This window comes from Paraburkholderia sp. SSBN10T (genome assembly GCF_056619545.1).
The window spans coordinates 133,356-150,473 of record NZ_JBWQQI010000008.1 but is presented as its reverse complement, the minus strand read 5'-3'; the positions used below and the strand labels follow the sequence as shown (position 1 = coordinate 150,473).

The window sequence follows — 17,118 nt, the reverse complement described above, 5'->3', positions numbered from 1 at the left end:
TCCTGTAATCGATGTGGGGCTGTGGCGTTATAGGGCAGTCGCGTCAGATGCGGCCGCTCAGAGCTGTTTCATCAGCACGAGCGATTTGCGCTGCCAGTTATAGAGGCGGCGGCGATCTTCCGGCAGGTCGTCGACCGTTGCCTTCACAAAGCCGCGTTTGAGGAACCAGTGTTCGGTGCGCGTCGTCAGCACGAAAATACGCGTGAGACCGCGTGCCCGCGCGCGCTGCTCGATGCGCTTGAGGAGCCGCTCGCCGTCGCCGGTGCCTTGCGCTTCGGGGGCGACCGTGAGGCACGCCATTTCGCCGATGCGCTCCTGGGTGTACGGGTACAGCGCCGCGCAGCCGAACAGCACGCCATCGTGCTCGATCACCGAGAAATGGTCGATGTCGCGTTCGATCTGGTGGCGGCCGCGCCGCACCAGCGTGCCGTCCGTTTCGAGCGGCTCGATCAGCGCGAGAATGCCGCCGACGTCGTCCGGCGTCGCTTCGCGCAGGCTTTCGAGGTTCTCGTACGAGATCATCGTGCCCACGCCATCGTGCAGGAACAGTTCCAGCAGCAGGCTGCCGTCGAGCGCGTAGGGGATGATGTGCGCCCGCGCCACGCCGCCGCGGCAGGCGCGGATGCAGTGCTTCAGATAGAAGCCGGCGTCGCCGGTGACTTCACCGCTCTCATGCAGCTTGTACGCGTCGTCGAGCGACAGTTCGCGCATCAGTTCGGGGCCGTCTTCGCCGTTTTCCATCAGGCCCGGCGTTTCGGTCAGGAACACGATCTTGTCGGCGCGCAGCGCGATGGCCGCGGCCGAAGCCACGTCTTCCATGGACAGATTGAACGCCTCGCCGGTGGGCGAGAAGCCGAGCGGCGAGAGCAGCACCAGCTTGCGGCTGGCGAGCGAATGGCGGATCGAATCCGCGTCGATCTTGCGCACCACGCCGGTGTGGGCGAAATCGACCCCGTCCAGAATGCCGACCGGCCGCGCCGTCACGAAGTTGCCCGACACCACGCTGATGTGCGCGTGCGCCATCGGCGTATTCGGCAAGCCCTGGCTGATGGCCGCCTCGATGTCCAGACGCACTTCGCCCGCCGCTTCTTTCGCGGATTCGAGCGCGCGCGCATCGGTAATGCGCATGCCGTGCGAAAACTCGGACTCCACGCCGTGCAGGCTCATCTGTTCTTCGACCTGCGGCCGCGAGCCGTGGACCAGCACGATCTGGATGCCCATGGCCTGCAACAGCGCGATGTCGGACACCAGCGCGTTCAGCAGCCCCTGATGCACCACCTCACCGCCGAACCCGACGACGAACGTCTTGTTGCGGAACGCGTGGATATAGGGGGCAACCGAGCGCATCCAGTCGACGAATTGCGCGTGTTGCGAATCGGATTCCGTAGCGCCGGACGTGGCCGGAGCGCTCTCGGGCGTGGGGACGAGGTCGGTTTGGGAATTCATGCCCGGGATTATAATGCGCCCCCATGTCGAATGTACCCAAAAGTCCCGCTCCGGCGAACGAGAAAACGGCGCCCGACGCCGGATCAGAGCCATCGCGTGCGTCCCGCGGCGAGGCGGAGCGCCGCGCGCGCCCTGGCGGCGGCGCGCAGCAGCCGCCGCGAGCGGCAAAACAGGCGCCCGAAGGCGGCGATGCCGGGCGCGCGCCTGGCGCCGACGTGAGGCCGTCACAGAAGGCCGCGCAGTCGCAGAGGCCGCAATCGCAGCCGCAGAAGCCGCAGCGGCAGTCGCAGTCATCCGAGCCGTCCCAGCCGCGCCGCGCCGACGCCGGACGTGAGCCGCGCGAACCGCGCCCACCCCGTCCCGCGCGCACGGTCGAAGCGAATCCGGTTCCGCCGATCACCTTCCCCGAAGCGCTGCCGGTCTCGGGGCGCCGCGAGGAAATCGCGCGGGCGATTGCGGCAAACCAGGTGGTGATCGTCTGCGGCGAGACCGGCTCGGGCAAGACCACCCAGTTGCCGAAAATCTGTCTGGCGCTCGGACGCGGGCTGGGCGCGGGCGGCTCGGGCCTGATCGGCCACACGCAGCCGCGCCGGATCGCGGCGTCAGCGACAGGCCGGCGCATCGCCGAAGAGCTCGGTACGCCGTTCGGCGAAGTGGTCGGCTACAAGGTGCGCTTTACCGACAATCTCTCGCCGGGCGCCTCGGTCAAGCTGATGACGGACGGCATTCTGCTCGCCGAGACGCAGACCGATCCGCTGCTCAAGGCCTACGACACGCTGATCATCGACGAAGCGCACGAGCGCAGCCTGAACATCGATTTTCTGCTCGGCTATCTGCGCGAGATCTTGCCCAAACGCCCCGATCTGAAACTGATCGTGACCTCGGCGACCATCGATGCGGACCGTTTCGCGCGCCACTTCGGCAGCGTTGACAAACCCGCTCCGGTCATCGAGGTGAGCGGGCGGCTCTACCCGGTCGAGGTGCGCTATCGTCCGGTGGAGCAGGACAGTCCCGCGGTGAAGTCGGCCGAAGGTGCCTCGTCCTCGTCGGCGCGCGAGCGCCCTAAAACGCAGCGCGAGACCGATCGCGACCTGATGGACGCGATCGTCGACGCGGTGGACGAACTGTGCCGCGAAGGCCCCGGCGACGTGCTGGTGTTCCTGCCCGGCGAGCGCGAGATTCGCGATGCCGCGGAAGCGCTGCGCAAGCACCATCCGCCGCATACGGAAATTCTGCCGCTGTTCGCGCGCCTCTCGGCGGCGGAGCAGGAGCGCGTGTTCCGTGCCTCTAATGCGCGGCGCATCGTGCTGGCGACTAACGTCGCGGAAACCTCGCTGACGGTGCCGGGCATTCGCTACGTGGTCGATACGGGCCTCGCGCGCGTCAAGCGCTACTCGTACCGCAACAAGGTCGAGCAGTTGCAGGTGGAGTCGATCTCGCAGGCCGCCGCCAATCAGCGCGCCGGGCGTTGCGGCCGGGTAGCCGACGGCGTGTGCATCCGTCTGTATGAAGAAACGGATTTCCAGGCGCGCGTGCGCTTCACCGATCCGGAGATTCTGCGCTCGTCGCTGGCCTCCGTGATTCTGCGGATGAAGTCGCTGCACCTGAGCGCAATCGAAACCTTCCCGTTCATCGAAGCGCCGCCGGGCCGTGCGATTGCCGACGGCTATCAACTGCTGAACGAACTCGGCGCCGTCGACGACGACAACGAACTGACGCCGCTCGGCCGCGAACTCGCGCGTCTGCCGCTCGATCCGCGCGTGGGCCGGATGATTCTCGCCGCGCGCGATCAGCAGGCGCTGCGCGAAGTGCTGATCATCGCCAGCGCGCTGTCGGTGCAGGATCCGCGCGACCGGCCGATCGAAGCGCAGGAGCAGGCCGATCAGGCGCACCGGCGCTTTGCCGACGAGCGCTCCGAATTCCTGCAATGGCTGAAGATCTGGACGTGGTTCGAGGAAGCGGTCGAACACAAGAAGTCCAATAAGCAGCTCGCCGACGCGTGCCGCGCCAATTTCCTCTCGCATCTGCGTTTGCGCGAATGGCGCGACGTGCATTCGCAACTGTTGACGGTGGTGCGCGAACACGGTTGGCGGCTCAACGAAGCCGAGGCGACCTTCGAGCAGATTCACCTCGCGCTCCTGACGGGCCTGCTCGGCAATATCGGCCTGAAGGCCGACGATGAGCCTTACTACCTCGGCGCACGCACCATCAAGTTCTACCTGTGGCCGGGCTCGGCGCTCGTCAAGAAAGCCGGGCGCTGGGTCATGGCCGCCGAGCTGGTGGAGACGAGCCGGCTCTACGCGCGCTGTATCGCGAAGATCGAGCCGGAGTGGATCGAACGGATCGGCGCGCATTTGCTGAAGAAGTCGCTCTCCGAGCCACATTGGGAAAAGCGCGCGGCGCAGGTGTCGGCGTACGAACGGGCCGTGCTGTATGGTCTGCCGATCTATCACCGGCGGCGCGTGAGTTTCGGCAAGCAGGACCCGGCACGGGCGCGCGAGCTGTTCATTCGCGGCGCGCTGGTGGAGGGCGAGTTCGACACCCGGCTCGCTTTCTTCGCGCACAACCGCAAACTGCTCGCCGATATCGAGCAGCTCGAACACAAATCGCGCCGCCAGGACGTGCTGGTCGACGACGAGCTGATTTACGCGTTCTACGATCAGGCGCTGCCGCCGGGCATTTATACGGGTGCATCGTTCGAACGCTGGTACCGCGACGAAGTGAAGAAGAGCGGCCAGCCGGAAGACAAGCTGCGCTTGCTGTACCTGTCGCGCGACGATCTGATGCGCCACGAGGCCGCCGGCGTGACGACGGACCTGTTTCCGAAGCGCATGACGATGTCCGGCGTCGAGATGGCGCTGACCTATCACTTCGAACCGGGTTCGCCGCGCGACGGCGTGACGCTCGCGGTGCCGCTCTACGCACTGAACCAGGTGGATGCGCGGCGCTGCGAATGGCTCGTGCCGGGGATGCTGAAGGAGAAGGCGCAACTGCTGCTGAAGTCCTTGCCGCAGAAGCTGCGCCGGCATTGCGTGCCGTTGCCGGAATATGCGGCGGGCTTCGTGGATCGCCACGGCGCTCCGCGTTTCGGCGCGGGTGGCTTGCTGGAGGCGCTAATCGCCGATATCCGCGAGCAGACCCAGGTGGCGATGAAGCAGTCCGACTTCAAGCTCGAGACCTTGCCCGCGCATCTGTTCATGAACTTCAAGGTCGTGGACGAGCACGGCCGGCAGCTCGCGATGGGGCGCAATCTCGCGCAACTGCGCGCGGAACTGGGCGGCCAGGCGCAGCAGCATTTTCAGAAGATCGCCTCAGGGGCGGCGGGTGTGGCGCTCGCCGGGGCGGGTAACGACAACGCGACGGCGCAGGCCGCCGGGCAGGGCGGCAACCTGCCCGGCCAGCCTGGTGGCAGAGGAGCCGCGTCAGGCGAGGCCGGCGCTGGCCGTGCCGCACGCGGGCAGGGTGGCGGCGTAGCGGTCCCACAGACCGCCGCGGCTAACGCGCCCGCAACGACGGCGCTCTACGAGAACCTGACGACCTGGAATTTCGGCAAGCTTCCCGAGTTGCTGGAAATCCGCCGCGGCGGGCAGACCTTGTTCGGCTATCCGGCGCTGGTGGATCGCGGCACGCATTGCGATGTCGAGGTGTTCGATTCGCCGGACGAAGCCGCGCGCATCCATCGCGCGGGGCTGCGCCGGCTGTTCGCGCTGCAGTTGAAGGAGCCGATCAAGTATCTCGAGAAGAACCTCCCGGGCCTGCGCGAGATGGCGATGCAGTTCATGCCGCGCGGCACCCAGGAGGAGTTGCGCGACCAGTTGATCGATACCGCGCTCGATCGCGCCTGCCTGCAGGATCCGCTGCCGGCCGACGACGTTGCGTTCCACACGCGCCGCGACGAGGGACGCAGCCGCCTGACCTTGCTCGCTCAGGAAATTGCCCGCCTCGTAGGACAAATTCTCAGCGAGTACGCGAGCGTGACGAAGAAGCTGGTGCAGGCGAAGCCGTTTGCGGCGGCCCATGCGGACCTGCAGAACCAGCTCGACGCGCTGATCGGCAAACGCTTCGTGATCGATACGCCGTATGCGCAGCTTGCGCACTTTCCGCGCTACCTGAAGGGGATCGTGCTGCGCGTCGACAAGCTGAAGGCCGACGCGGCCCGCGACGCCCGGCAGTTTGCCGAGTTTCATCCGTTGCTGCAGAACTATCAGCGTGCGCTCGCGCAGCGTGGCGGCGTGATGGATGCGCGGCTGTCGGAATTCCGCTGGCTGCTGGAGGAGTTGCGTATTTCGCTGTTCGCGCAGGAATTACGCACGCCGATGCCGGTATCGGTGAAGCGGCTCTACAAAGTGTGGGAATCGATGCAGCGGTGAGGGGGATTTCGTCGCCGCCAACCGGAACCTGCATCAACCGCGCATGCTTACGAACGGGCTACAATGCCCGCTCTTCTCTGAAGTGAGCTTTCATGCGCAAATTTTCTCTTCGCGGCCTGGGCCTGAGCGCCGGGTTCGCTGCAGGCACGGCGCTGGCCGCCGCCACCGGTCTGTTCTCGCCGTTCGCCGAGGCCAACAACGTGATCGTGCTCAACTCCGGCGAGGCCACGCTCAGCCTGATCGACGAAGCCACGCATCAGGTGGTCGGCACCGTGCCGACCGGCAAGGAGCCGCATCACCTGATGGCGACGCCGGACAACAGCTCGCTCATCGTCGCCAATTCCGTCTCCAACAACCTGATGTTCGTCGATCCGAAAACCGGCAAGGTACAGCGCTGGGTCGAGAACATCGAAGATCCCTATCAGATCGGCTTTTCCCCTGACAACAAGTGGGTCGTCACGACGGGCTTGCGGCTCGACCGCCTCGACATCTACCACTACGACGGGCACGACATGACGCTCGCGAAGCGTCTGCCGCTGGCGGTGATGCCGAGCCACATGGCGTTCTCGAACGACAGCAAAACCGTGTTCGTCACGCTGCAGGTTTCGGGCGAGCTGGCCGCAATCGATCTCGCCACCCAGCAGGTCAAGTGGAAGATGAAGGTGGGCAAGGTGCCAGCCGGCCTGTGGATGACGCCAGGCGACAAATATCTGCTCATCGGCATGACCGGTGCGGATTACGTCGCCGTGGTCGACTGGCGCAACCAGAAGGTCGTGAAGACAATCCAGACCGGCAACGGCGCACACAACTTCCGTTCGCTCGCCGACGGCAAGCACGTCGCGGTGTCCAATCGCGTCGCCAGCACCATCAGCATTATCGACGAAGAATCGCTGACCAATGTCGGCGACATCACCGGCCTGATGGCGGGGCCGGACGACATGGAGCTCTCCGCCGACAAGCGCTATCTGTGGGTGACCTTCCGCTTTGCGAAGCACGTGGGCATCATCGATCTGACTACACACAAGCTGATCCAGACCATCGCGGTCGGCCGCTCGCCGCACGGCATCTATTTCTACAATCGCGCACCGGTGACGGCGCCCAACGGCGCGTAAGCCTTAAGCAGGCGGCGTGCGGCGGCTGGCGAAGCCACCGCAGCTCGACGCCGCATTTCGACACTTTTGTTTCCGCTCCCGTCGCCGGCGCTACCGGCGGCGCGTCTCGTGGTTTATCCTGTCCAGATTTAGTGCACGGTTTGGCTGAATCTTTCGCCGCTTTCCGGTGTCCCATCGTTTCGTTCACTCGCACTGACTCGCATGAATGATCTGTTGCGCTCGTTCGGACGCGCGCTGGCAAGCGCGCTCCACCCGCGCATGCTCTGGCTGACCTTCCTGCCGTTTGTTGCGGCAACGGTCGTTTGGGGCGTGACTCTGTGGTTTTCCTGGCAGACGCTGATCGGCGCCACGCGCACGTGGCTCGAGGGCTGGTCGTTCACCAACACGGTGTACCACCTGTTCGACTGGCTCGGCTTTGCGGCGCTGCATTCGGTGCTCGCGCCATTCATCGTGATCGCGATGGTCATTCCGCTGATCGTGGTGACGATCCTGCTGCTGATCGCGCTGCTGTCGATGCCGGGCGTGATCCGCCATTTGTCCGCGCGGCAGTTCGCCAGTCTGGAGATGCGGCGCGGCGGGACGTGGTACGGTAGTCTCGGGCAGGCGCTGTGGACCACGCTGGTCTGTCTCGTGCTGCTGATCGTCACCTTGCCGCTGTGGCTGATTCCACCGTTCTTCGCGCTGATTCCGCCGCTGCTGTGGGGCTGGCTCACCTACCGCGTGATGACCTACGACGCACTTGCGTTGCACGCAAGCCGCGACGAGCGGCGCGCGCTGGTGCGGCGTTATCGTCTGCCGTTGCTGGCGATCGGGGTGGCGAGCGGTCTGCTCAGTTCGCTGCCCACGCTGCTATGGGCGTCGTCGGTCTGGCTGATCGTGCTGTTCCCCGTTATCACGGCGGTGACGATCTGGATCTATGCGTTCATCCTCGTCTTTTCTGCGCTGTGGTTCGGCTATTACTGTCTGCGCGCGCTGCAGCGCATGCGTGCGGAAGAGCAAGGCGCCCGTCAGGCGGCGCCGGTGGTTCCCTACTGAATTCAATCGAGAGGCCGCAATGGCATTTGGCGTCATCATCATCGGCGACGAAATCCTGTCGGGCAGACGGGTCGACAAACACCTTCCGAAGGTCATCGAACTGCTGAGCGCGCGCGGCCTGTCGCTCGGCTGGGCCGAGTACATCGGCGACGAGCCCGAGCGCATCACTGCCACGCTGCGCCGCAGCTTCGCCTCGGGCGACATCGTGTTCTCGACGGGGGGCATCGGCGCCACGCCGGACGACCACACGCGGCAGTGCGCGGCCGCCGCGCTCGGCGTGCCGCTCGAATTGCATCCCGAGGCGGCCGAACTGATTCGCGAGCGGATTCGCGACATGCATCCGGCCAGTTCGGCCACGCCGCCCGACCTCGAATCGCCGGAGAACCGTCACCGGCTCAACATGGGCACGTTCCCGCGCGGCGCCTCGATCATTCCGAACGGCTACAACAAGATTCCGGGCTTTTCGGTGGCCGACCATCATTTCGTGCCCGGCTTTCCGGTGATGGCCTGGCCGATGATCGAATGGGTGCTGGACACGAAGTATGCGCATCTGCATCACGCCATGCCGCACGCGGAGAAGTCCCTGCTGGTTTTCGAGCTGCCGGAATCGACGCTCACGCCGCTGATGGAAAAGATCGAGCGCGATTTCCCCAGCGTGCGGGTGTTCAGCTTGCCGAGCGTCGGCGACGCGGAGCGCGGCGGCATTTATGCGCGGCGCCATATCGATCTGGGTGTGAAGGGCGAGCCCGAAGCGGTCGCTGCAGCGTTTGTGAAGCTGCGCGAGGGCGTGCATCTGCTGGGCGGCGATATCGTCGAGCCGGAAGCGGCAGCGGTGGCAGCGGGCAAGCCGCGCACCTGATCATCGTCGTGTCACATCCAGCGCCGACGATGCAGTCAATGCGTCGCCGGCAGCCGGGTGTTCCAAGTGGCTTGCTTGCAGGTGCATTGCCAGTCGCTTCCCATTGCGGGGGCAGCCTTAAGCGCCGTTAAGCGCCGATCCACGGCAAACCGCGAAAACACCAGCCCGAGACCGTCTTCCGATGCCCCTGGCCGTCCTTGTCGCCTTCAAAGCCTTCCAGCAGGTCGAAGGCCTTGGTAAAACCGGCTTGCGTCGCGGCGATGGCGGCAAGCTTCGAGCGCGCGGCGCTGCGGCACAGAAACAGCACGGGCGTATCGGGGCTCGAGGCCGCGCCCAGTTGCTGCAGGAATTCCTGGTTCGGCACCGCCCCCGGATAACGCGTCCACTCCACATGGGCATATTGGCCGTCGCCGACCACCGGCCGGCCGACCCAGTCGAGTTCGGCGCGGGTGCGCACGTCGATGAGGCGGGTGCGCGGATCGAGTTGCAGCAGCTCGAAGGCCTCGGCGGGCGACAGGGCGCCGGCGTAAGGCAACTGGTTCTCGATGCGGCGCTTTTCGGCCTGCGCGTACAACTGTTCGAGCGTACTCATGACAGCAACTCTCCTTCGGACCAAATGATCATTCTAGCGCGGCGGCCTGGTCGTGCGTGCTGCGCCGGCACGGCGCAACGCCCTAGCCTGTCTTACGCTAAATGCGCCAAAAAGGTGCAAAATAAGCTGAATGCCCCAAGACGGGGATTCAATCCGATGCGCATTTCGGGATTGCCCTATGATGGTGCCGACGTTTCAGGAAAGAGGTCTCGTTCACGCCCGCCAGGGTGCGGCGATTCCCCGCAAACGCGCGTGGCGAAGGCCTTTGCGCCGGCTTGGCGCATACATGGCACAGAAGCTGCTTATCTGGTGCCGATCGATTCGACCACCGGCTTTTTGGCGTCCGCCTTCGTATCGCCTCAATGCGAGGTAGACGTGCCGGGACGGGTCAGCTAGATTTGGGCGGCGGCTCAATCCGCCGAATTCGTTAATCAGGAGATAGGTTATGAGTAAATCCGTGGCCGACGTCATGCAAATCGTCAAGGACGAGGACGTCAAGTTTGTCGACTTCCGTTTCACCGACACGCGAGGCAAAGAGCAACACGTATCGGTGCCGGTGTCGGCATTCGACGAAGACAAGTTCGAGAGCGGCCATGCGTTTGACGGTTCTTCGATTGCCGGCTGGAAAGGTATCGAGGCCTCGGACATGCTGCTCGTACCGGACGCGAACACGGCGTTCATCGACCCGTTCTATGAAGAGTCGACGCTGGTGCTGACCTGCGACGTGGTCGAGCCGGCCGACGGCAAGGGCTACGAACGCGATCCGCGCTCGCTCGCCAAGCGCGCAGAAGCCTATCTGAAGAGCACGGGCCTTGGCGACACGGCTTTCTTCGGTCCGGAACCCGAATTCTTCATTTTCGATTCGGTCCAGTGGAACACGGACATCTCGGGCTGCTTCGTGAAGATCGGCTCGGAAGAGGCACCGTGGTCGTCGGCCAAGGAATTCGAAGGTGGCAACACCGGTCACCGTCCGGGCGTCAAGGGCGGCTACTTCCCGGTGCCGCCGGTCGACTCGTTCCAGGACATCCGTTCGGAAATGTGTCTGCTGCTGGAACAGATCGGCATTCCGGTCGAAGTGCATCACCACGAAGTCGCGGGCCAGGGCCAGAACGAAATCGGCACCAAGTTCTCGACGCTGGTGCAACGCGCCGACTGGACCCAGCAACTGAAGTACATCGTCCACAACGTCGCGCACACCTACGGCAAGACGGCAACCTTCATGCCGAAGCCGGTGGTCGGCGACAACGGTTCGGGCATGCACGTTCACCAGTCGATCTGGAAGGACGGCCAGAACCTGTTCGCAGGCAACGGCTACGCTGGCCTGTCGGAATTCGCACTGTTCTACATTGGCGGCATCATCAAGCACGCTCGCGCGCTGAACGCCATCACGAACCCGACGACGAACTCGTACAAGCGCCTCGTGCCGCACTTCGAAGCACCGGTCAAGCTCGCCTACTCGGCGCGTAACCGTTCGGCATCGATCCGCATTCCGCACGTGTCGAACCCGAAGGGCCGCCGTATCGAAACGCGCTTCCCGGATCCGATGGCCAACCCGTACCTGTGCTTCTCGGCACTGATGATGGCAGGTCTGGACGGCGTGCAGAACAAGATCCATCCGGGCGAAGCCGCCGACAAGAACCTGTACGACCTGCCGCCGGAAGAGGATGCAAAGATCCCGACCGTGTGTGCCGGCCTCGACCAGGCGCTGGACGCGCTGCACAACGACCGCGAGTTCCTGACGCGCGGCGGCGTGTTCACGGATTCGATGATCGACGCTTACCTGGAACTGAAGGAAGCTGAACTGCAACGTGTGCGCATGACCACGCACCCGGTCGAGTTCGAACTGTACTACTCGCTGTAAGCGGCGATGGCGCTTCGCCCCCTACGTGTGGCGAAGCGCGCGCCCGACGCTCGTGACTGGTCGAATGCGGGTCACAAAGGGACGGCGGCGCCGTCCCTTTTTTGTTGAATCTGGATGATGTGCGCCCCCAACCTGGCGCTTCGCGCCATGCCCCCCGAGGGGGCCCCAGCAAAACTTGGGGGGGCCCGGCGCTTTTCTGGGCTAACGTTTGCGATGCCGTTTGCGATGTGCGGGCGGTTTGTTTTACCACCATCTCTCATCGGCCAGACTGCAAGATGGTTCTGAAGAATCTGATCAAAGCAAGAAAAGGGCATGCCGAGCCGCTGTCGGAAAACGCACAGTTGGTGGACTCCGGTTTACTGACCGGCTTCGAGGCTTTGCCGACGGTTGTGCTCGTACTCGAAAAACGCACCCTGCGCGTAGCGTTTGCCAATCCGTCCGCGGAGGCGATGCTCGAGTTGTCGCGCCGGCAATTGACGCAGATGGCGTGGCCGGACATCTTCGCGAACTCGGACGAGCTGATCGCGACGGTCGCCTCGATTGCCGCACAGCGTTTTCACGCGACGCATCTCGATGCGGTGCTGGAGCGCCAGGGCCACGAACCGCTGCATGTGCATGCGATCGTGGGCTATCTCGAAGGCGCGCCTGACTACGTGCTGCTCGAACTGTTCGAGAACGAGCGCCACCTGCGCACCGACCGCGAAGAGCGCATCAACGATCTGACTGCGGTCAACAAGCAACTGATCCGCAACCTCGCGCACGAGATCAAGAATCCGCTCGGCGGGATTCGCGGTGCGGCGCAATTGCTGGAATTCGAACTGGGTGTGCGCGAGCGCGACGAGTTGCGCGAGTACACCCAGGTCATCATCAAGGAATCGGACCGGCTGCAAACGCTGGTCGACCGGCTGCTCGAGCCGCACCGTCATCCGCATATCGTCGGCGACGTGAATATTCATGAAGTGTGCGAGCGTGTGCGGGCCGTGATTCTCGCGGAGTTTCCACGCGGCCTGACGATCGAGCGCGACTACGACGTGAGCGTGCCCGATCTGCGCGGCGACAAGGAACAACTGATTCAGGCGGTGCTCAACATCGTGCGCAATGCGGCTGAAGCGTTGCGTGAACGGATTTCGCAAGGCGACGCGCGCATCGAGTTACGCACTCGTGTTGCGCGCAAGATCACCATCGCCAAGCGTCTCTGCAAGCTGGCATTGGACTTGCATATCATCGACAACGGACCTGGCATTCCAGAAGATATCCGCGACCGCATTTTCTATCCGCTCGTTTCGGGGCGCGAGGATGGCAGCGGTCTGGGTCTCACGCTCGCGCAGACTTTCGTGCAGCAGCACGACGGGCTGATCGAAGTGGAAAGCCGTCCGGGCCACACCGAGTTTCAGATTCTGCTGCCGCTCGACTGCTAATACCTCATGCGTCACAAGCGCACCTAAAGACTTCTGACCGACCTTATGAAGCCGATCTGGATAGTAGACGACGATCAATCGATACGCTGGGTGCTCGAGAAGGCCCTCGCCCGTGAGAACTTCGCGACGCGCAGCTTCGCGAATGTGCGCGAAGCAGCGGTCGCGCTCGATCACGACAGCCCGCAAGTGCTGGTGTCCGACATTCGCATGCCTGGCGGTTCGGGCCTCGAATTGCTGCAGACCGTGCGCGACAAGGTGCCGGGCTTGCCCGTCATCATCATGACCGCGTTCTCGGATCTCGACAGCGCCGTGGCCGCATTTCAGGGCGGCGCCTTCGAGTACCTCGCCAAGCCGTTCGACGTCGACAAGGCGGTCGAACTGATCCGCCGCGCCGTGGACGAAAGCATGCGCGGCGAGCAGACGTGGGACGAACGCATCGCCGATGCACCGGAAATGCTCGGCCAGGCGCCGGCCATGCAGGACATGTTTCGCGCCATCGGCCGCTTGTCCCATTCTGCGGCGACCGTGCTCATTACCGGCGAATCAGGCACCGGTAAGGAACTGGTCGCACGCGCCTTGCACCGGCATAGCCCACGCGCGAATGGTCCGTTCATCGCATTGAATACCGCGGCGATTCCAAAAGATTTGCTGGAGTCCGAACTATTCGGCCACGAGCGCGGTGCCTTCACCGGCGCGCAGTCGATGCGTCAAGGGCGTTTCGAGCAGGCCGAGAACGGCACGCTGTTTCTCGACGAAATCGGCGACATGCCGTTCGATCTGCAGACGCGTTTGCTGCGCGTGCTCTCCGATGGGCAGTTTTATCGGGTGGGCGGCCACAATCCTTTACGCGCGAACGTGCGGGTGATTGCCGCTACGCACCAGAATCTCGAATCGCGGGTGCGTCAGGGCCTGTTCCGCGAAGATCTGTATCACCGTCTCAATGTGATCCGCTTGCGCCTGCCGGCGCTGCGCGAGCGCAGCGAGGACATCCCGTTGCTCACGCGCCACTTCCTGCAGAAGAGCGCGCGCGATCTCGGCGTCGAGCCGAAGCGGGTCTCCGAGGAGGCGCTGGCCTATCTCGCCTCGCTGCCGTTTCAGGGCAACGTGCGCCAACTGGAGAATCTCGCCAACTGGCTGACGGTGATGGCGCCGGCGCAGACCATCGAAATCAAGGATTTGCCGCCCGATCTGGTGCCGGCTCAGGCCGGCTCGGCCGAAATCTCCGCGAGCGGCGTGCTGGGCGGCGATGCGGCAAGCGGCGCGGCAGGGCAAGCGGCGACGAACGGCGCCACGCTGTCGGCGCACGTGCCGTCGATGCCCGGCGTGCCGCTCGCGGCGACCGTCGCCGTGTGGGAGAGCGGCTTGCGCACCGAAGTTGCGCGGATGCTGCGCGAGAACGCGCCCGATGTGATGGACGAACTTGCGCGGCGATTCGAGGCTGCGGTGATTCGCGAAGCGCTCGACTTTACGCGCGGCCGCAAGGTGGAAGCGGCTGAACGATTGGGCATTGGCCGCAATACGATCACGCGCAAGATCCAGGAGCTGAACCTCGAACCTTGAGGTTGGCCTGACCATTGCATCTGACGAGCGGGGCGCTGCAAGGCGGCGCCTCGCGCCCGCCCCAACGTGCTCGGCGTACGCTGGACTAGCGGGTGATCTGAAGATCGTATGCCGCGCCCGCATCGGTGAGGCATACGCCGGTGCCTGATTGACTCTCGTCCCTGAACGTGAAAACACATCGCAGGTTGTGGCCGTCCGCGGATTGCGCGAGGACGTTGCCGTTACCGAGGGCGTTGACGTTGACGGCCGTGCCGTCATATTTCTGCCCACCGTCGTTTGCGCTTGTCAGCGCGAACGAGCCACCTTCCACGAGCGCATAGCGCCCCTTATAGGTGCGGCCGTCCAGCTTGACGGTCACTGATTGGCTCATCTGCTTTGCTGTGCCGTGGGCCATCGGCCCCGCTGTCCGCGGCAACAACGAGAGATTGTATGTGGCGCACCCCTGCAACGTCAGCGCCGCCGCGCATACCGCAAGCGTTGCTCTACGCATTTGCTACCCCGTCTTGAACTGGTCTGCGCGGGATTGTAACGGAGCAGAATTTCAGCGGCTTAATCGTTTCATTACCGTTTCACCACCACGACTGTCCACGCTGTTCCAGCCGGGATCAGGATCGGGTCGGGCGACGCACAAGGCATAATCGTCGTTGTTCAGTTACGATGGTCCACCATGCCTGTATCCGCTTTGTCTTCACCGGCTTCAGTTTCCTGGCCTCTTGCTCCCGATCCTTTCCTGTCGCTCGAATCGCTCGACGATCCTGCCGCGCTGGCCTGGGTCGAGCAGCAGAACGCGCGCACGCGTGCCGCATGGTGCAACGGCGCACGCTTCGACGGCCTCACGCAGCGCCTCGCCGCGGCCTATCTGCCGCACGAGCGGCCGGTGATTCCCGAGCGCTGGAAGGACTGGGCCTACGACCTGTGGCAGGACGAACGCAATCCCAAAGGTATCTGGCGCCGCACCTCATGGGCGAGCTGGCGTGCGGGCACGTCAACGTGGCAGAACCTGCTCGACTTCGACGCCCTTGGCGCAGCCGAGGGTACGCCGTGGGTTTGCGTCGAACTCGACATCCTCTATCCCGATGGCGATCGCGCACTCGTGAGCTTGTCACCGGGTGGCTCGGACGCCGTGGTGGTGCGCGAATTCGATATCGACGCGCAACGCTTCCTGAGCGACGGCTTTATCGTGTCGAAGGCGGGCAAGCATACGGTTTCGTGGATCGACCGCGAGACGGTCTATGTGGGTTGGGACAAAGGCGGCAAGACGTTGACGCGTTCGGGCTATCCGCGCGAAGTGCGGCGCTGGTCGCGCGGCACGGCGCTGGCCGAGGCGCCGGTCGTGTACCGCGGCGAGTTCGACGACATCAGCGTCGATGCCCAATACGACCCGATCGATTTGCGGCACACGCTGGTGCGCAGCGTCGACTTCTTCGATTCCGAAACGTATTACCTCGATGCTGCCGGTGCCTGGCAGCGTTACGACGTGCCCGCGCATGTGGCGGTAGGCGGCTGGGAAGGGTGGTTGCTGCTCGAGCCGCGTCTCGACTGGTCCTGCGAAGGCGCGCACTATCCGGGCGGCGCGCTGCTGGCGATTCGCGAGCGTGAGTTTCTGGCCGGCGCGCGCCGCTTCGTGCCGCTTTTCATGCCGACCGCGCAGACCTCGGCGTGCGACTGGACGCACACGCGCCATCATCTGATCGTTTCGTATCTGGACGATGTACAGGGCAAGACGGTGCTGTGGCAGCCGCAGCAGACCGAGGGCGGCGCGTGGCAATGGTCCTCGCGGGCTTTCCCGGCGCGCGCGAGCTCGCAGGTCGACGTGTCGCCGATCGAGCCGACGGTGAACGACGAGGTGTATGTCGACGTCGACGATTATCTTCAGCCGCCCGAGTATTGGCTCGCCGACCTGGCACGCGACGATCTGGCCGAATGGGAGTTGCTCGACCGCTGGCCGACCCAGTTCGACGCGATGCCTTATACGGTGAAGCGTGGTCACGCGCATTCCGCCGACGGCACGCGGGTGCCATACACGGTGATCGGTCCGCGCGCACTTTCGGCGGACGGTCAACCGGCGCATGGGGCAGCCGCAACCCGCCCGTGTCTGTTGACCGGTTACGGCGGCTTCGCGATCCCCCTCACGCCGAGCTATCTGACCGGCCCTGGGATCGGCTGGCTCGCGCAGGGCGGGGTGTTCGTGGTCGCGCATATCCGCGGTGGCGGCGAGTTCGGCACGGATTGGCATCGCGCGGCACAAGGCGAACACCGGCAGCGTGCGTTCGACGATTTCATCGCCGTGGCGCAGGCGTTGATTGCCGATGGTGTGACCACGGCGGCGCAACTGGGCATCAAGGGCGACAGCAACGGCGGCTTACTGGTGGCGGTGTGCATGGTGCAGCGGCCCGAGTTGTTCGGCGCGGTGGTGTGCGAAGTGCCGTTGCTCGACATGAGCCGCTATCACCTGCTCCATGCAGGCGCATCGTGGATCGACGAATACGGCGACCCCGACGAGCCGGATGAAGCGCGCGTGCTCGCAACTTACTCGCCGTACCATCACGTGTGCGACGAGGTGGTTTATCCGCCGGCGCTGTTCACCACGTCGACCAGCGACGATCGGGTCCATCCTGGACATGCGCGCAAGATGGTGGCGCGCATGCAGGCGTGCGGAGCGCAGCGCGTGTGGTATCGGGAGAATACGGACGGCGGGCATGGCGGCGGCTCCGATGAACTGGAGCAGGCCGTCCATGATGCGATGGTGTACGAGTTTCTGTGGACGTGCCTGAGCGGATCGGCGTCAGGTAAAAGCGCAGGGTAGGGCGCGACGCTGCCCGCGGCAGTACGGCGCCGCCACGCGTAAGCAATTGTGCAACGCGG

Annotated in this window: 11 protein-coding genes; 8 read left to right on the top strand and 3 right to left on the bottom strand. The window is 64.5% G+C overall.

Annotated elements, in window-relative coordinates; translation table 11 throughout:
* Window positions 1–57 precede the first annotated feature (57 nt).
* A complete protein-coding gene (gene argA, locus AC1ECK_RS14990) occupies window positions 58–1,446 on the bottom strand; it encodes an amino-acid N-acetyltransferase (protein WP_480320381.1) in 1,389 nt (462 codons plus the stop codon).
* A gap of 23 nt (window positions 1,447–1,469) precedes the next feature.
* Between argA and hrpA the strand changes: the two genes are divergently transcribed.
* From hrpA to AC1ECK_RS14970, 4 genes are all read left to right on the top strand, one after another.
* Window positions 1,470–5,816, top strand: a complete 4,347-nt coding sequence (gene hrpA, locus AC1ECK_RS14985) for an ATP-dependent RNA helicase HrpA (RefSeq protein WP_480320379.1) — start codon at window positions 1,470–1,472, stop codon at window positions 5,814–5,816.
* A gap of 92 nt (window positions 5,817–5,908) precedes the next feature.
* Window positions 5,909–6,928, top strand: a complete 1,020-nt coding sequence (locus tag AC1ECK_RS14980) for a YVTN family beta-propeller repeat protein (protein WP_480320377.1) — start codon at window positions 5,909–5,911, stop codon at window positions 6,926–6,928.
* A gap of 201 nt (window positions 6,929–7,129) precedes the next feature.
* Entirely contained in the window at window positions 7,130–7,963 is an 834-nt protein-coding gene (locus AC1ECK_RS14975) for an EI24 domain-containing protein (RefSeq protein WP_480320375.1), read from the top strand.
* Between the two features lie 19 nt (window positions 7,964–7,982).
* Window positions 7,983–8,822 carry a competence/damage-inducible protein A gene (locus AC1ECK_RS14970; RefSeq protein ID WP_480320373.1) on the top strand — a complete coding sequence of 280 codons (840 nt, stop codon included), beginning with the start codon at window positions 7,983–7,985 and terminating at the stop codon, window positions 8,820–8,822.
* Window positions 8,823–8,949: 127 nt separating this feature from the next.
* Here AC1ECK_RS14970 and AC1ECK_RS14965 read toward each other — a convergent pair whose 3' ends face one another.
* Window positions 8,950–9,414, bottom strand: coding sequence for a rhodanese-like domain-containing protein (locus AC1ECK_RS14965; protein WP_480320371.1), 465 nt, complete (start codon window positions 9,412–9,414; stop codon window positions 8,950–8,952).
* 445 nt (window positions 9,415–9,859) lie between these two features.
* Here AC1ECK_RS14965 and glnA point away from each other — a divergent pair, with 445 nt between their 5' ends.
* The 3 genes from glnA to ntrC all read left to right on the top strand — a co-directional run bounded on the left by glnA (window position 9,860) and on the right by ntrC (window position 14,253).
* Window positions 9,860–11,275: a type I glutamate--ammonia ligase gene (gene glnA / locus AC1ECK_RS14960; RefSeq protein ID WP_090685590.1), complete on the top strand. Its 1,416-nt coding sequence runs from the start codon at window positions 9,860–9,862 to the stop codon at window positions 11,273–11,275.
* 275 nt (window positions 11,276–11,550) lie between these two features.
* Window positions 11,551–12,693: a nitrogen regulation protein NR(II) gene (gene glnL / locus AC1ECK_RS14955; RefSeq protein ID WP_480320369.1), complete on the top strand. Its 1,143-nt coding sequence runs from the start codon at window positions 11,551–11,553 to the stop codon at window positions 12,691–12,693.
* Between the two features lie 45 nt (window positions 12,694–12,738).
* Window positions 12,739–14,253 carry a nitrogen regulation protein NR(I) gene (gene ntrC, locus AC1ECK_RS14950; protein WP_480320367.1) on the top strand — a complete coding sequence of 505 codons (1,515 nt, stop codon included), beginning with the start codon at window positions 12,739–12,741 and terminating at the stop codon, window positions 14,251–14,253.
* 85 nt (window positions 14,254–14,338) lie between these two features.
* Here ntrC and AC1ECK_RS14945 read toward each other — a convergent pair whose 3' ends face one another.
* The gene (locus AC1ECK_RS14945) at window positions 14,339–14,623 is read right to left on the bottom strand and encodes a hypothetical protein (protein WP_480320365.1); all 285 of its coding nucleotides are present in this window, start codon (window positions 14,621–14,623) and stop codon (window positions 14,339–14,341) included.
* Window positions 14,624–14,920: 297 nt separating this feature from the next.
* On the opposite strand from AC1ECK_RS14945, the gene AC1ECK_RS14940 reads away from it, so the two are divergent.
* Window positions 14,921–17,059 carry a prolyl oligopeptidase family serine peptidase gene (locus tag AC1ECK_RS14940; protein ID WP_480320363.1) on the top strand — a complete coding sequence of 713 codons (2,139 nt, stop codon included), beginning with the start codon at window positions 14,921–14,923 and terminating at the stop codon, window positions 17,057–17,059.
* Window positions 17,060–17,118: the final 59 nt, after the last annotated feature.

What these genes read in the sequence shown, in the direction of transcription:
- argA (WP_480320381.1), bottom strand. Translation starts at nt 1,446, where the DNA reads ATGAATTCCCAAACCGACCTCGTCCCCACGCCCGAGAGCGCTCCGGCC.
- hrpA (WP_480320379.1), top strand. Translation starts at nt 1,470, where the DNA reads ATGTCGAATGTACCCAAAAGTCCCGCTCCGGCGAACGAGAAAACGGCG.
- AC1ECK_RS14980 (WP_480320377.1), top strand. Translation starts at nt 5,909, where the DNA reads ATGCGCAAATTTTCTCTTCGCGGCCTGGGCCTGAGCGCCGGGTTCGCT.
- AC1ECK_RS14975 (WP_480320375.1), top strand. Translation starts at nt 7,130, where the DNA reads ATGAATGATCTGTTGCGCTCGTTCGGACGCGCGCTGGCAAGCGCGCTC.
- AC1ECK_RS14970 (WP_480320373.1), top strand. Translation starts at nt 7,983, where the DNA reads ATGGCATTTGGCGTCATCATCATCGGCGACGAAATCCTGTCGGGCAGA.
- AC1ECK_RS14965 (WP_480320371.1), bottom strand. Translation starts at nt 9,414, where the DNA reads ATGAGTACGCTCGAACAGTTGTACGCGCAGGCCGAAAAGCGCCGCATC.
- glnA (WP_090685590.1), top strand. Translation starts at nt 9,860, where the DNA reads ATGAGTAAATCCGTGGCCGACGTCATGCAAATCGTCAAGGACGAGGAC.
- glnL (WP_480320369.1), top strand. Translation starts at nt 11,551, where the DNA reads ATGGTTCTGAAGAATCTGATCAAAGCAAGAAAAGGGCATGCCGAGCCG.
- ntrC (WP_480320367.1), top strand. Translation starts at nt 12,739, where the DNA reads ATGAAGCCGATCTGGATAGTAGACGACGATCAATCGATACGCTGGGTG.
- AC1ECK_RS14945 (WP_480320365.1), bottom strand. Translation starts at nt 14,623, where the DNA reads ATGAGCCAATCAGTGACCGTCAAGCTGGACGGCCGCACCTATAAGGGG.
- AC1ECK_RS14940 (WP_480320363.1), top strand. Translation starts at nt 14,921, where the DNA reads ATGCCTGTATCCGCTTTGTCTTCACCGGCTTCAGTTTCCTGGCCTCTT.